Source organism: candidate division WOR-3 bacterium, from assembly GCA_016934535.1.
GTDB lineage: Bacteria > SDB-A > SDB-A > SDB-A > SDB-A > JAFGIG01.
Genome location: JAFGSQ010000003.1, coordinates 17,886 through 33,117, shown reverse-complemented (window position 1 = coordinate 33,117; position 15,232 = coordinate 17,886). Strand labels below are relative to the sequence as shown.

The following is a 15,232-nucleotide window of genomic DNA, read 5'->3' as shown; positions in this document are numbered from 1 at the left end:
TGGTTCCTTTTTTTAGCTTTTTTTGATTATATTTTCTTTTTAGGAACCAGTCTTTTTCTTTTTATTTTTTATAGGACACTAGTGATTCCAGTATATTTTTCTGAATTTAATGAAATGACTTACTCGCGACCTTTGACAGTTATTTTCGATCTTGACGGAACTCTGGTAGACACTTCAGATGACCTTGTAGGATCAATAAATTACCTCAGAAATACCCTGGGCTTGGAGTCTCTTCCCAAGGCAGAGGCAATGAAGGCCGTCGGCCAGGGATTTGACCACCTGGTCAGAACTTCTTTGGAAAACAGATTTTGCGACGAAACATCCATTTCAAGCGCAAAAACAATTTTTTCAGAGCATTATATAAATCATATCACGGACAAAAGTTTACCGTACGAAGGGATTATTTCGACGCTGGAATGCCTTAAGGACTTGCAAATTTCACTGTGTATAGCGACCAACAAAGAGAATATTATGACTAAAAAATTGCTGGATTCGCTCGGAATGACACACCACTTTGATGTCATAATAACCGGAGGAATGGGTTTTCCACTCAAACCCGATCCGGCCATGATAAAAGAAATAGCCTTAAAGAAAAATACCGACACAAGCCGGATAGCCCTCGTCGGCGACGCCTGGACGGATATAACTTCGGCCAAAAACGCGGGATGCATTTCAATTCTCGCCTGTTGGGGATTCAACGACACGAGGGGCGTTACGGCTGATTTTTCAGCGGCTTCACCCCTCGAAGTTGTAAAAATAGTTACGGGTCTTTTTAAAAACCCAAAGTGAATCTTATCTTACCAGAAGCACTCTGGTCGAGGATGAAGATTTCCTTCCTATCATCCTCACTATGTAGTTTCCTCCTGAAACTTGTATGCCTTTTTCGTCTCTTCCGTCCCACGTCAGTCTGTGCGAACCGTAAGTCAGTCCTGAAGCTATTGTTCTGACGTTTCTGCCCGTTATATCGAAAACATAAACTCCGGCTTCTTCGTCTTGCGGAATATCAGCTGAAAAATGCACCGAAGAAGTGAATACTGAGACTCCGTTAACAGTCAGAAGAAGCGTGTTTATGTCGGGGTCAGCTATAACAGGTTGTTCTTCCACGCCTGTTTCGAACCAGTCTAATACTCTTTTCATCACAGTGTCAGGAGACGCGAAAGGTCCAGTTTGATAAATGGCTTCAAAACCGAAACCGAAAAACACGACTTTGCCGGAACCCTGGAAATATGTAACAGCACCGACATCCGATGAGCCGAGGTATTCAAGTGCTTCGTTTCCTCCGTTAGTGGCTGAAACAACATCCCTCGAATTTTGATTCGAAGGTTGACCTCCTGCTGTTGCGACCATTATAGGGTCAAATATTGATCCAGATACTGCATCTAAACCGGAAACAGTTCCATTTTTAATCCACGCAACATGAAGATAATCTGTTGAAAACGAATTTCCGTTTAAGAATTGAGCAATATTTTGTCCGGTTATAAACAAGTCCCTCCCCGAGTCAATATAACCTGTTAAATCGACTATATCCTGTCCTGAAAGCACACTGTCACTCACGGTGGCGTCTCCGGAATACCAGATTATCATCTGATAATCCTGGATTATTGAACTTACCGGCCCGTCTTCATACCTATACCATACATCGTACATTCTTGACAAACGTTCTAAAGGATCCGAATACTTGTTGCTGTAATTTCCATGTACATCGGCGTTTACAATTAATATTTCAGGGATGCCTCCGGCTGGAAATCTGATCGTGAAAGTACTATTTATCGGATCTGGATTACTCGATATTACGAAATCCACATCGACGAACTGAACTGTTGCTGAAGAAGAAACATTGAAAACTATCGGGTCGGATGAATTGGACACTGTATCGCCTGGATTGGCAGAACCCACATCTGACACGCTGTCAGTTAACGCTATGATCGGAGATGAAGAAGAGGCCGTAATTTGAATTGACGATGCTGATCTGTAAGCCGTGTCACATACCAGTTCAATTTCAATCGTCCCCTGTTGACCCGGCAATATATGAAAAGAACCACCCGGGCCGGAAACCTCTGATCCTACAAATCTGAAATCCGTGAAACCCATTTTACCTATTGATCTCAAGACATTAATTCTTCCGGCACCCATATTGCCTGCATTAAAATATGGATCGTTGAACATAGCATCGCATCCGGCTTCCAATATTAATTCAGTTGAATCAGCGCTAATGGAAGGGTCAAACACCCTGATCAACGCCGCTACACCCGCCGCAAGAGGGCAGGACATCGATGTTCCGTCCATGTATCCGTATGCACCGTAAGGAATCGTCGAATACATGTTTTCACCAGGAGAAGTGATGTCGATCCAATAACCGTAGTTTGAAAAACTCGATTTGAAATCACCCGAACCAGAAGATGCCACTGCAACACAATTGTCATACGCCGCGGGATACGTAGGAGTGCTGACATTGTCGTTGCCCGCTGAAGAGAGACAAATGACATCGTAATTGTCGTGTGCGTCGTTAATCGCTGCGAGGATGCCTGAACTTCCCGGACCCCAACTCATTGAAATAACGTTTGCGCCGTTCTGCGAGCAGAAATAAATTCCCTGAGCGCATTGTGTCAGATAATAAGTCCTCACACCTATCAGTCCGACATTATGGCTCGCTCCGGCTATTCCCAATGAATTATTCGTCACGGCCGCCGCAAGACCAGAGCAATGCGTTCCGTGACTTTCAGATGTATCAATAGGAGTAGGATCATTGTCATTGTTGACATAATCGTAACCTGTAATGTAGTTAGCCTGCAGGTCCTGGTGATTTCTTTCACACGCATCGTCAACTACCCCTACAATCGAGCTGTGATTGCCTACAACAAGATCCCAAGCCTGAAACGCATAAATTGTGTTTAAAAACCACTGGTTTGTGTAATATGGATCATTGGGCAAATAGAAAGGCTCCCATCCTGTGAAATTCGGCGTTTTGTAAAAATCTGCAGCGATGTTCAGTTCAACAAATTCAACAAAAGGAAGCTCATTAAAGTCGTTTATACTGGCAACAGCGTTTTTGTCCGAACTCGATCTGAACACATACATCATGTCGAGTCCGTAATCCTTGTTCCTGTTGAAATCGTAATCGGCAACAAGAATTTCGTAATCATTAAATTCATTGTCTGCTAGAATTTTGTCCAGAGACTCTATACCTGAGACAAGTGTTCCGTTTTCATTGTCAAAGGAAATACTTCCCCTGTAATCGTTTATGAATTTTACTACCACTTCGCCCGGTTTGTGTGTTTGAACCGCCAAAAGAGGCAGCGCTACAACCGATAAAAGTAAAAATGCGACGACATTTCTTTTCATTCATTCCTCCTATTTTATAATTTCAATTTTTCCCGTAAAAAAGCCTTCCACTGAACTAATTCTGTAAATATAACTTCCCGAAGATAAACCACTAAGATCCAATCGTTTTTCTCCAAGGAGTTGTCCCTCAAAAAGCCTGGTCGTCAGTCTTCCGGAGGCATCGAAAAGATCTATTTTACATTCCAAGCCCCTGGAAGAAGCAATTATAAGCGACGTTCTTCCATCGTTCAAGTGGTAAATTTTTATGTCAAAATCTTTTATGCAAGGTGTTTCTTCCACGCTTAAAGCGTCTTGAAGAGCCCTGAAAGCGTTTATCTTTCCGGCTCCCATCAGTCCCTGAAGAATAAGCGGTTCCGCAGGCATCGAATCTGCGGACGCGTAGAGCCTTGTTATTATCTGGGAATTTGTCTCAGACGGAAAACGGCACCTCATAAGCGTCAGCAATCCGGCAGTCACAGGACACGCCATTGAAGTCCCGCTCATCAAACCGTAATTTCCACCCAAAGAAGGCAAGGTCGAATATATGTCTTCTCCGGGAGCTGAAACATCGACCCAGCCGCCGTATGTTGAAAAACTCGCCCTCTGATTAGCCGAGTTTGTCGCGGCAACAGAGACGACATTTTCGCCGTTCGCAGGGTATTGCGGCACCGTGTCACCGTTGTTGCCTGCGGCTGCACACACTATTATGTCGTAATTGTTGTACGCTTCGTTGATTGCCGTCTGCAGAGTCGTTATCGGATCAGGACCGCCGAAACTCATCGATATTACTGAAGCTCCCGTTGTGCAGGCGTAATAGACGCCTTGAGTTGCGGCGGCATCGCTTATGGAAAAAAGAAAACCCGCCCTTACTCCAATGAGTCCTATCGCGTAACCGACTGAAGCGACGCCGACCGAATTGTTTGTCACAGCCGCTGCGCAGCCACAGCAATGCGTTCCGTGTGTTTCCAAAAATCCCCAAAAACCCGGGTCCGGGTCCGGATCGTCGTCGTAGAAATCGTAGCCTGTTATCCAGTTTCCCGAGATGTCCGGATGAGAATACTCCATGCCGACATCTATTATGCAGACTCTCTTTGAATGGTTTCCGGTTTCAATATTCCACGCGCTGTCGGCGCCGATGTTCGGTAGGAACCATTGCTGTGAATAATCAGGGTCGTTGGGCACAAGAAAAGGATTGAAAACCATTGAAGAAAAAACGTTTCTTATGTAATTAGGTTCGCTGTATTCAACAATTGGAATTTTTGAAATTGTCCTGACAAACTCGCAGACATCTATTTCAGCAGGAAAATAAAACAGATAAATCATATCAAGCCCGTAATCGAATTTTCTTTTGCTGTCGTAGTTTTCGATTATCTGCTCGTAATCAGTCACATCGAAATCGGAGAGTGCTTCATCTAAATCCTTAAATCCAGACACAATCAAATCGCCTTCCTTTTCAAAAGCAAGGCTTCCCCTGATTTCATTCCTGAATTTGACTATCATTTGTCCGCTTGCAAAATCCGACGAGATTAATAATGAAGGTAAAACAAAGAGGAAAAACAATACGTTCCTTACTGTCATTGGGACTCCTTTTAGGTCTTCACCGGTAATTATATAACATTAATAAAGTAAACAAAAGACAAAAAAGGGAGGTTTCCTCTCTCTTTTATAGATTAAAATAATATTATTCCGCTACGATAACTTTACCCGTTGTCACAAAACCGTTCGATTTCAGTCTGTAAATGTAATTACCCGAAGGGATTCCGCTCGTGTTCCAGCTGAAATTGTACTGGCCCGCTGAAAGATAACGGTTGACAAGTTCCGTGACCATTCTTCCAGTGGCGTCGTAAACTTTTAGTGAAGTCATACCGCCTTCGGGCAGTCCAACGGCAAAACTACACTGTCCACGCGTCGTAGAAGCGTTGACTCTGTACACACTGGGAATCACAACCACGGTGTTCTCTTCAACGCTTACCGGGGGAAGACCGAGGTCCATCACCACGTTGACCGGTAAGTAATAATATTCGAGATGATCTGTTTCGTTGTGCGTTCCTGACGAATTACAGAAAACAATACTAACGTCTCCATTCTGACTCACGTAATATGAGGCATCTACCATGTCATTCTCCATAGCCGTGTCGTTCGGCGTCACCTGCTGGACATCCCAAGTGTTGCCCTCGTCAATAGAAGAAGCGCAATAAAGCTGCCAGCTCAATGAATCCTGCGCCAAAGCGTCGAAAAATATCATAAGAACTATTCCAGAATCTGGATATGAATAGTAATATGAAATTGTAGCGTATCCGGCCAAGTGTTCAAAAACATTAGGATCTCCAGTAAAAACTGGAATTGGGTTGTTAGCGTCGAATGTATAGGCTCCCGGAATACCCGTGCTGGGTTTTGTAAACCAGATTTCACCGTAGTTGTAGCTGTAGTCCGGATCTTTATGAGGATCAAATTTGCCTGCTATATATGGAATGTTCGTGTTTGGATCTACAATTAGAGAAAATCCCTGCCATGTGACTGAAAGTGTATCGTCGTTACCCAAACTGTCAGTCACCGCAATGTTCAAAAATTCCTGTTCAGAGGTCCAGGTCTGTCCGTAGTCGGTAGTTTCCTTAAACTTGGGATATATTGGCCTTCCAGATACATACTGTAAACCGTAATAGGCAAATCCATACCCGTCACTTCCGTTGTCCACCAAGGCTTGAACTGCACCGGCATCAGAACCAATCGTGCGGAATGGTACTTGTGTCCAGTTTTGACCGTAATCTTCTGAAGTCCAACCCCTAATATCTTTAGTAATCCAATCGAGGGCGGTTGCAAAAAGAGTGTCACCGTCTCCCCACACGCAAATATATGAAAAATATGAACTCAATCCCACATTAACGGGAACAGGATTAAATAGCGCGAAAACAGGGTAATCATCATAAGCAAAGAATAAAGTGTCATTGACGGTAGACGCCAATTTTTCCTGCCAGATTATGTAAGGGGACACACCCAGTGGGTCAGAACTTGTGATATTGTTGATTTGGTCGGAATGGGGATAAGTTCTGACACACCAGTTGTGGCCTATCTGATTAGCAGTCCAGATTAGCCCTCCATCAACCGAATAAGATTGATACATTTGCTGTGTAAACGTTGGATCCGTTGTCGTTACAGAATAAACGACAGATATCGTGTCTCCCTTAGCGATGACATTTCTGCCGGGTTGAACGACACCCCTCCAGTTCATGTCGGAGGTTATGAGGACTGGAGTTGCCAGTTTTCCGAGGTTCGGTGGTTTTGCTGACGAAACAGGCATTGCCAGATCGGTCGCGTCTACGAGGACATCACTGTAAATGGACCATGCCAACAACAGAAATGAAACAATCATTAATGATTTTTTCATCACAGCCCTCCTATTTTAAATGGTTTTCGCAAACTCCTTATATAATTCAACCATTTATTTTGCAACGCAAATAAAAAAAGGGGAAGGTTTTCCCCTCCCCTTATTAATCATCAGTTCTGTTATTGAGTAATTAAGACTTTACCGGTAGTAATAAATCCGTTGGAAGTTAGCCTGAAAACATAGTTTCCAGAAGGAACAGTTCCGGTGTTCCAGTCGAATTTGTACTGCCCGGCTGACAGATACCTGTTTACAACGTCGGTGACAATTCTTCCGGAGACATCGAATATTCTTAGTGAAGTCATTCCGCCTTCGGGTAAACCTATTGTAAAACTGCACTGGCCCCTTTGTGTTGTTGTCGTAACATTGTACATGTTCGGGATTTCGTTTATCGGAGTTTCTTCGACACCGACGACGTAGGGTCCCACTGCGGGAAGACCGAGATCAGTGACTACGTTGCACGAAATGTGATAAACAGGAGACACGACATTATCGCCCTGTGTCGAGTCAGTGAAGAATATGTTATAATCGCCGTCTGAGTCAATGTATGATGCTCCGCTCGGATAAGATTTGTCTAAACCGCCGGCGTCATAGGAAGTTATCTGGTATTCGTCCCAGGTGTTTCCTTCGTCTTGCGATGTAACGACGATAAGCTGAAGCTGAGTGAAAGTGTCCGTACCGATGACTTCATCGACAAAAGCGCTGACTGTGCCGAGAAGAATAACACTTGAATCAACCGCTGATCTGTAAAAAGCTATCGTCGGTGCGGAAGCTATGTGGTTGAAAACGCTCGGGTCGTCTACTATAACAGGAACCGCATCGCCAAAAGTGTATGCTCCTGGTGTTCCGCCGTTCGGTTTCTGGAACCAAATTTCTCCGTACGTGTACGATTCATTCGTTGTAATGCCTGTGTCAAGTTTAACGAGGAAGTAAGGATAATTGTTGATGGGGTCCATAACTACACTGTATCCCTGCCATGACATTGAAAAAGTATATCCTCCGACTTCGACGTCGAAAAGCAGCTGCTCAGCTGACCAGGTCTGACCGTAGTCGTTTGTTTCTTTGTAGCGGGGAGGGAAATTCTCTCCGGTCGCTTCCTGTATGCTGTAAAAAGCCACAGCATATCCGCCTTTCCCGTTATCAATCATAGTCGAGACCGATCCTTGGTCGGTTCCGATAGGTCTGAATGTCACCTGTGTCCAAGTAACTCCGCCGTCATAAGACACCCATTCAATCAGATCGTCTGTTGCATTATCTGTAGCCATGGCAATCAAGCTATCACCTGTTCCGAAAACGCAAACAACTGGGAAATAAGGAGTTATGCCCACATTTACCGGAACCGGATTGAAAAGTCCGAAAGTTGGGTAATCGTCGTATGCAAAAAACAGTGTGTCATTGGCAGCTGATGAAAGCCTTTCCGCCCAGATAACATAAGGTGATGCACCAAAGGGATCGGACATATTTGTGACATCAAAAATCTGGTCGGCGTGAGGATAAGTCCTCAGGCAGTCATTATGACCAATTGCATTTAATGACCATGTCGCGCCGTTGTCCGTCGAATATGACTGATACATCTTCTGGTTATATGTTGGAGTAGTCGTCAATACTGAATAAACGACCGATATGGTATCGTTTTTACATGTCAGGTTTCTTCCCGGCTGCGCAATACCCCTCCAATATCCCTGAGCATTGACTTGAACAGGAGTTGTAACATCCACGTTGTTTATCACTGAAGCCTTATAAGGTTGCCAGCAATCTCCTGTGATGGCAACGTCAGCAAAAAGACCGAACGCCATCAGCATCAATGCTACAAACATTACACTTTTCTTCATTTCTAACCTCCTCTTGTTACATTTGTCAAAACCAAACTACCAATTTTCTTTCTTACTTCTCCCAAGAAGAAAATCAATCAATTTAACAGAATCGTATTCGATGTCTTTCGTAATCGAATTGATCCTGGAAGTAAAGTATACATGAAAAGCGCTCACAGGAAAAGCGATTAATAAACCGGCGGCTGTTGTTATGAGGGCGACCTGTATTCCGCTTGCGACGAGGACCGGGTCGACCGTCGCTGCTTTGGCAATTGAGTCAAACGCCATCATCATACCTACGACAGTTCCGAGAAAACCGACCAGTGGAGCTATCGTCGACACTGCAGCGAGAATGTCAAGACCTTTGTCAAGGACTTCAAGTTCTCTGACGGCTGCAATTCCGACTGCGTCTTCGAAAGCGTATCTCTTTTCCTCTTCATTCAAATTAAAATATTTTTGATTTTGCGCTATCAAAGAATCTGCTACGCGGGATATGGCGCTGTCGTATTTTTTACAGACATCTGCGGCTCTTTTTCCTCTGTCCTCAACGCTGTAAGAACCGACAAATTCAGTCAAAAATCTTTTTCTACTTTTTGAAATCTTCCAAAGAACCATCAGTCTCTCGAAAATCGCGGCACCACCGACGACGCTCGCCAAAAGCAAAAGCCACATAGCCCATCCACCTTTTGCGAAAAGAACAAGCACTTGTCAAAACCTCCTTGTTAAAAAGCAGGGGAGGAAATTCCTCCCCTCTATTTTAAAATTGAGCGCCCAGCGAGAACCTGTGGACATTGCCGAGGAACTCGAACTTGGTGAAGGCGTAGTCAATTGAAACCGATGTTTTGGGTCCCATCGGGATCCTGAATCCGGCTCCTGTGCTTATCTGTTCTTCCCCGAGATAGGTTCTTTTGACTTCGGGCTGTCCTTCCGCATCGTATTCTTCTTTGGTGTAGAAACCGGGTTTTAAACCGAGTCTCAAAAACATCATGTCGTTGAAAGAATACTCGGCTCCGACGAAGAATCTGTCCTCAGAATGATTCGGATGGCTGACTTCGGTGTCAATGAGAATCTTGTTCGCTCCTGATTTGAAGGGGACGAATGAAAGCCCGAATCTGAAGTCCATAGGCATATTGAAATCCTGAGTTATGTATTTGGCGGAACCGCCGAAATTCAACATTGCTATACCTATCATTATACTCTTGAAGTGCGTGTCGTACATCATACCGATGTCCATAACTACGTTAGAAGCCGAGAAATCGTGAATTTGGCTCTGAATGTATTTAATCGACAATCCAACAGAAAATTTGTCGGTTAGCATTCTCGCGTAAGAAAGACCCAGAGCCATTTCTCCGGCTTTAAACGTTCTACCGGTCCTGCCGAGTTCGTCTACGGGATAACCGAATCCCGGAGGTGCTGTCTCGTCCATTGCGTCTGTACCCAAATATATTGCCTGAAGACCCACGGTACCTATACTCTGGCTGATCGGATAGGACACGCCGAAATATGTGTGATATATTCCCGAAACATACTTTGTTCCACTTATGGAAACTTTCATGGGAGCGAGAGATATCACTCTCCTGTAGTAAACGGAATCGCCTTCTTCTACCTTGACGCTTCTGACCATCGCTATTCCGGCAGGATTGCTCCAAAGAGCCGAGCCGTCGTCGGCAATTGCGGTGGTTGCGTTCCCCATGGCGGCTGTTTTAGCCGTAGGTGAAAGCATCAGAAACATGAATCCCGCCGTTCCGACGTTGGATTGAGCGGTCAGAAGCAAAGGAAGAAGGAAGAAAATCGAAAGAATTATTTTTTTCATTTCGCCCTCCTACTTCAGAACGACAAATTTGCCGACTTGAGTTTTTCCGGATTCGTCTTCGACCGAGAAAAGATAGATGCCGCTCGCTATGAGCTGGACATCAGATGAAATCATGTCCCAGTCGTGGACACTGCTGAACTGGTCCTCGTGTTCGAGCGTTTTAACCAGTTCGCCGCTCAAAGTGTATATCCTAATAGTGCAAACAGACGGAAGGTTAATGAATGATATCCTTCTCGAGTGCTCTGTCCATCCTGCTCTCGACGGATCCTCCCAAGGGTGCCCACTGGCGGCCGACGAATAGTCAATGTCTCCCCTGTAAGGATTGGGGATTACCATGACGGGCATATCTTCATTGAGAGGTTGAGGTGCCGGTCCGGGAACCACTCTAAATGCGTTACTGCCTTTGGATGTTTCCAGCGGTGTGACTCCGGTTTGAGGATTTCCGAAATCGAAGCAAGTGACCGTGTAATAGACGGGGCTGAGGATCGTGACCCCTGAATCGACATAAACATATCTGTAAGTGTTTTCGTACTGCCTGAGTGATGAAAAGTCAGGGTTGTGAGCGAGCTGATATTTGAGCTGAAGAACAGTGTCTGTCAGGTCTGCGTTTGGCGCTCTTATCGGATCGCGGTCCAACCAGCAACGGTAAGCGAAATTCGGATCAGTGGGTACCTCCAAGGTGTCTGAAAGAGTGTCGCTCGGTATCGCATGTATCCATCTTCGTCCTCTGTCCCACTGTCTGAGAAGAGTCCATCCTGCAATTTCCCTTTCGTTGTTCGGGTAACTGCGGTAAACCCTGTATCCCTGGAAGTCTTCGTAGTTGGGAGCGAATATATCCGTTCCGACCTGTTCGTCGGGCAACACGTTCCACAGAGAATCCTTGTCCGGATTATACGGGACCTTGTTCCTTCTTCCCCAGAGTATTGTGACGTCGTTGGGTCTCGGCACTCCGGGTAAAACGAGCATTTCCGTGAAAGCCGGAGGAGGAGGACCAGCGTAATCGGGAATCCCGTCTCCGGTCCAGTCTATTGTGTCACCGGCGACTATAAGAGGAATAGGCCAGTGGAAGAACGGATCAAGCGTGTCGCAAATGACCGTGTCGCCGGGGACTATGGTCGGCCATCTGCTGTTTGTGACTCTGTCCGTTCCGTTAGGATTATTGGTTATGACGTTCGGATTGTCGTACACATCAAGAGCCCATCTCGCGTTGACGCCGAGATCCGTGAAATCGTACCTCAGAGGAGACCAGGACTGATCTCTGCCGAACATAGTGTCAACACCGTTGTAATAAGGGTGCTGACTCCAGAGCGGAGCGTTCCAAACTGTCTGGAAATTCTCTCCGCCTATGTATGCAAAAGTTACGGGAACGCTGTCGCCGGGCAGGAACATGGAATCAGTGACGGGTACGCCATTCCTTATTGCGGGAAAAATCGGACCGAATGATAGAAGGTATCTCGTGTCGTTGAAAAGCGTATCTCTGTTGGCGTATTTTATGTCCAACTGATCCGGATCGAAAGATCCGTTTCCGCATAGAAGCCACTTCAAAATGTCGGCTCTCGGATCGTCGTAACTGGGTGTCCCGGGCTGAGGATCTCCGGGATTCAACTGTGAATTGACAAGCTTCATGATGCTGTCGAAGGGATTGTTCGGAAAACAGGGTCCCCAGTCGAGTATCATGTCGTTCTGATTGCTGTACCACCAGTTGAACGAAGTCGTCAGGTGGGGATTTGGTGTCCTTAGCACCCTGGTTCCGGTGACATCAGGGGTTATAACTCCCTGAGCTGTTCCCGATTGAGAAAATCCCGCCATGGCTGCATTTGCTATCCACGCGACGTTTATGCTGTCTTTCGGATTGAGCGGATTTCCTCCGTACTGGATGGGAATCGTCGGAACGAATCCGCAGACGTCGTCCTGCGATTTGTCATCGTACTGCGCGCCGGCAGGACCGACATCAGCGTCCACGTACAACCCCATGTAGAACTCTCTGAGATTTTTTCTTCCGATGTTCTTTATCCAGAAATTTATTATTATGAAATCTTCCGCGTAATTGTAAGACCAGGAAAAACTCTCCTGAATTACCTGAATCCCCATGACTCTGTGATATGCTCCCGAATTAGGAATAGTCGGATCAGTGAAAGTGTCCCAGTAAATTGCAATGAAATCGAGTTCCGATACGGCCGTCGAATCATAGACGGGAGAAGTCGGTATCGTAGATCTCTGGATTATCGAATCAGCTGATGTAACGCCTGGCCACATTTCGTGTTCGTGAGCCCAACCGTCGCAACCGACAGTACAAAGAGTGTCTCTGCCGGCCAACGCTGCTATCCAAAGGCCTCCCTGAAAAAGATAGTCCTGGTTCGAATAAGCCGGGAACATACAGGAATAAGGAACTGTTCCGTATTCGCCGGCGTTACCGAAAAAGCCGTAGTTGGAAAAGCAAAGCCAGATGTTACTCTGGGTCATTGCCCGAAACTGAGTATAGGGATTAGCCATCGCCGTGTATTCGTCTCTCATCCTTGCGTAGCCGGATGATGCCGATAATACGAGCAGAAGAGAAAAAAATATCAAAACAGGTCTCTTCACATCCACCTCCTTTAATTACTTAACTTAAAGTTAACGGGAAAAACCAATTTTACTCTAATAGGTCTGCCGGCGCTTTCGGCCGGTTTGAAAGTGCATTTAAGACCCGCTGCTATGGCAGCGTCGTTGAAAAGGGGATTGTTCGAATTTATGACTTCGGCTCTCGTTACGGATCCGTTTATGTCGACATACAGAAGGAGAACAACCGTTCCTTCAAGGTTCTGATTGAGAGCCGCCGAAGGATAAACCGGTTCCTGTATGTGAATCGGTCTCGGGGGAGTTTCATATACGCTTACGTATTCCGAGGATACATCTCCATTGTCATCCGGCAACAGTTCTGTTGTGTCTACTTCGAAGACGTCTGAAGCAGTTCCGCCTATAAGCGTGTCTCCCTCCGTCGAAAGTATTATTTCTCCGCTCTGCTGAATTTCCTGCAGAATGTCCTGGGGCTGCTGTATTTGTTGCTGTATCTCCTCTATTGTCTGGAAATCGACCTGGAGATTGACTTCCTGCTGGATGTTTTCGGATTCTTTCCTCTCGGCGGGTTTGTATTCCGGGATGTCAGGCTCCGGAATAGCGACGAGCGCAAGAAGATGGAAAACCAGGGCGAGTATTATACCTGTCCTCATGGGGACAGACGTGTCCATGCGCCTTTGATTCATTTCATCCCCCTTTTTGAGCTTCTCTCGCTCCGTAATTTATCTGTATGGCCTGAACGACGTTCCTTCCGCCCTGTCTCGCTTCCTGCAACAAAGAGTCCACAAAAACGTAAGGCATGTCCCTCTCTATCTGCAGGCTGAAAACAAACTGCTTCCATTCTTCGTCGGTGCCTGTTGTACTCGCTCTGTATTCTTCCAGTTTCTGTCTTAGGACGCCGTCAACCTGATCCATGGGAAAAATCTGGTCGTTTATTGATACGATCGGCACTCTTTCGTTAGGGTTTCTCGATGACCAACCCAGATAAATGTGATGGATTCTTCTCTGCTCAAGTTTCAGAGCGAGATTGGAGCCCGGAAGAGTTATGTCGAGACCTCTTTCCTGCCTGAAAACAGTCGTCACCATAAAAAATATAATGAGCAGGAAAGCGATGTCCGACATTGAAGCTGTCGGTATTCTCGCTTCTACTTTTTTCTCTTTTTCTATCCTCATAAAACCGCCTACCAGCCTGTTATAGGTCTGAGTTGAACACTAATCAGGGCCGCAACCGTCTGTTTGTTGAACCAGTCCGCTTCCGGCAGTTCAGGGTGTTCCGTGTCAAGTTTGTCTGCGGCTTTCATCACTTCTTCGTAAACTTCGAGCATCCGCTCATAAGTCACACCTTTTTCGACAAAAATAAGAGGGGCTTTCATTTTTCTCGACTCTATTGAAACTGAAACTGATTCGTAAACAGCCTGTTGAAGTTCCGAAAAAGGCACCTTGACTCCGCCGACTTTGACGCTGTCTCCTGCAGCAAAAGTGTCTTCAGGCACGACTATGCTCAGCACTATGTTTTCCTGCGCTTCCTGGGTCTCCCCGCTCGGTGGCAGTTTCGTCACTATGCCGGTGTCTCTCTGAAAATGTGTCGTCACCAGAAAAAACACCAAAAGCAGAAAGGCAATGTCGGACATGGAAGAAGTTGGTATTTCGGCCGCTCGCGTTACTTTCTGCCTGAAAGCCATCTCATCCCTCTATTTCCTGCTCTAACACCGATTCGATCAATATCGACGTAGCTTCCTCGTATTTTCTCGTGACGGTATTTATCCTGGAGCTGAACCAGACGTGAAAAGCGCTGACAGGGAAAGCTATCATCAGTCCCGCGGCGGTCGTAATAAGAGCCACCCTGATACCGTCTGCGACTATCGTCGGTTCAACTGTTCCTGCTTTTGCTATTGATTCGAACGCCATCATCATACCGACGACCGTTCCGAGGAAACCAATAAGAGGAGCTATGTTTGCGACAGCGGCGAGGACCAGCATGCCCCTGTCGAGAAAGGACAGAGATTTCAGCGCTTCGGTGTCTCTCGCCTCTTCCATTTCGTCTTTTCCGTAAGGAGCTTTTTCGAGCATTGATGTAGATATTCTCGCAATGGGGAACGAGTCGGATTTGGATTTTCTCAGGGCAGATTCTATTCCCTCTTTTCCCTTTTTCGATTTTATGTCCCTGGAGAGTTTTTCGACGTAATCAATCGGATCCGGTCGCGTCTTGAAAAAAAGATATATTATTCTTTCTATCATGAAAAAAAGACCTACCAGTGCACACACGAGTAAAAGGTGCATCGCCCAGCCGCCTTCTCTGTAAAACTGAATCACTCCCATCTGGCTCACTCCTTATTATTAATACAATCT

At 45.8% G+C, this 15,232-nt stretch carries 12 protein-coding genes; 1 reads left to right on the top strand and 11 read right to left on the bottom strand.

Annotated features, from left to right (window positions below):
• The coding region (locus JXL83_00400; GenBank protein ID MBN2362573.1) for an HAD-IA family hydrolase at positions 1 to 789 on the top strand (789 nt) is incomplete at its 5' end.
• Between the two features lie 3 nt (positions 790 to 792).
• On the opposite strand, the gene JXL83_00395 is transcribed toward JXL83_00400, so the two are convergent.
• The 11 genes from JXL83_00395 to JXL83_00345 all read right to left on the bottom strand — a co-directional run bounded on the left by JXL83_00395 (position 793) and on the right by JXL83_00345 (position 15,202).
• On the bottom strand, positions 793 to 3,342 hold the full coding sequence (locus JXL83_00395) for a S8 family serine peptidase (GenBank protein ID MBN2362572.1): 2,550 nt from the start codon (positions 3,340 to 3,342) through the stop codon (positions 793 to 795).
• 9 nt (positions 3,343 to 3,351) lie between these two features.
• The gene (locus JXL83_00390) at positions 3,352 to 4,899 is read right to left on the bottom strand and encodes a S8 family serine peptidase (protein ID MBN2362571.1); all 1,548 of its coding nucleotides are present in this window, start codon (positions 4,897 to 4,899) and stop codon (positions 3,352 to 3,354) included.
• Positions 4,900 to 5,002: 103 nt separating this feature from the next.
• The gene (locus JXL83_00385; GenBank protein MBN2362570.1) at positions 5,003 to 6,706 is read right to left on the bottom strand and encodes a T9SS type A sorting domain-containing protein; all 1,704 of its coding nucleotides are present in this window, start codon (positions 6,704 to 6,706) and stop codon (positions 5,003 to 5,005) included.
• A 119-nt stretch (positions 6,707 to 6,825) separates the two neighbouring features.
• The gene (locus tag JXL83_00380; GenBank protein ID MBN2362569.1) at positions 6,826 to 8,535 is read right to left on the bottom strand and encodes a T9SS type A sorting domain-containing protein; all 1,710 of its coding nucleotides are present in this window, start codon (positions 8,533 to 8,535) and stop codon (positions 6,826 to 6,828) included.
• Between the two features lie 36 nt (positions 8,536 to 8,571).
• Entirely contained in the window at positions 8,572 to 9,219 is a 648-nt protein-coding gene (locus JXL83_00375; protein MBN2362568.1) for a MotA/TolQ/ExbB proton channel family protein, read from the bottom strand.
• A gap of 52 nt (positions 9,220 to 9,271) precedes the next feature.
• Positions 9,272 to 10,327 (bottom strand): PorV/PorQ family protein, encoded by a 1,056-nt coding sequence (locus JXL83_00370; protein MBN2362567.1) that lies wholly within the window; start codon positions 10,325 to 10,327, stop codon positions 9,272 to 9,274.
• Positions 10,328 to 10,336: 9 nt separating this feature from the next.
• Positions 10,337 to 12,910, bottom strand: a complete 2,574-nt coding sequence (locus JXL83_00365; GenBank protein MBN2362566.1) for a T9SS type A sorting domain-containing protein — start codon at positions 12,908 to 12,910, stop codon at positions 10,337 to 10,339.
• Positions 12,911 to 12,921: 11 nt separating this feature from the next.
• The gene (locus JXL83_00360; protein ID MBN2362565.1) at positions 12,922 to 13,569 is read right to left on the bottom strand and encodes an energy transducer TonB; all 648 of its coding nucleotides are present in this window, start codon (positions 13,567 to 13,569) and stop codon (positions 12,922 to 12,924) included.
• A gap of 1 nt (position 13,570) precedes the next feature.
• Positions 13,571 to 14,056: a biopolymer transporter ExbD gene (locus JXL83_00355; protein ID MBN2362564.1), complete on the bottom strand. Its 486-nt coding sequence runs from the start codon at positions 14,054 to 14,056 to the stop codon at positions 13,571 to 13,573.
• Between the two features lie 8 nt (positions 14,057 to 14,064).
• On the bottom strand, positions 14,065 to 14,565 hold the full coding sequence (locus JXL83_00350; GenBank protein ID MBN2362563.1) for a biopolymer transporter ExbD: 501 nt from the start codon (positions 14,563 to 14,565) through the stop codon (positions 14,065 to 14,067).
• Between the two features lies 1 nt (position 14,566).
• Positions 14,567 to 15,202 carry a MotA/TolQ/ExbB proton channel family protein gene (locus JXL83_00345; protein MBN2362562.1) on the bottom strand — a complete coding sequence of 212 codons (636 nt, stop codon included), beginning with the start codon at positions 15,200 to 15,202 and terminating at the stop codon, positions 14,567 to 14,569.
• Positions 15,203 to 15,232: the final 30 nt, after the last annotated feature.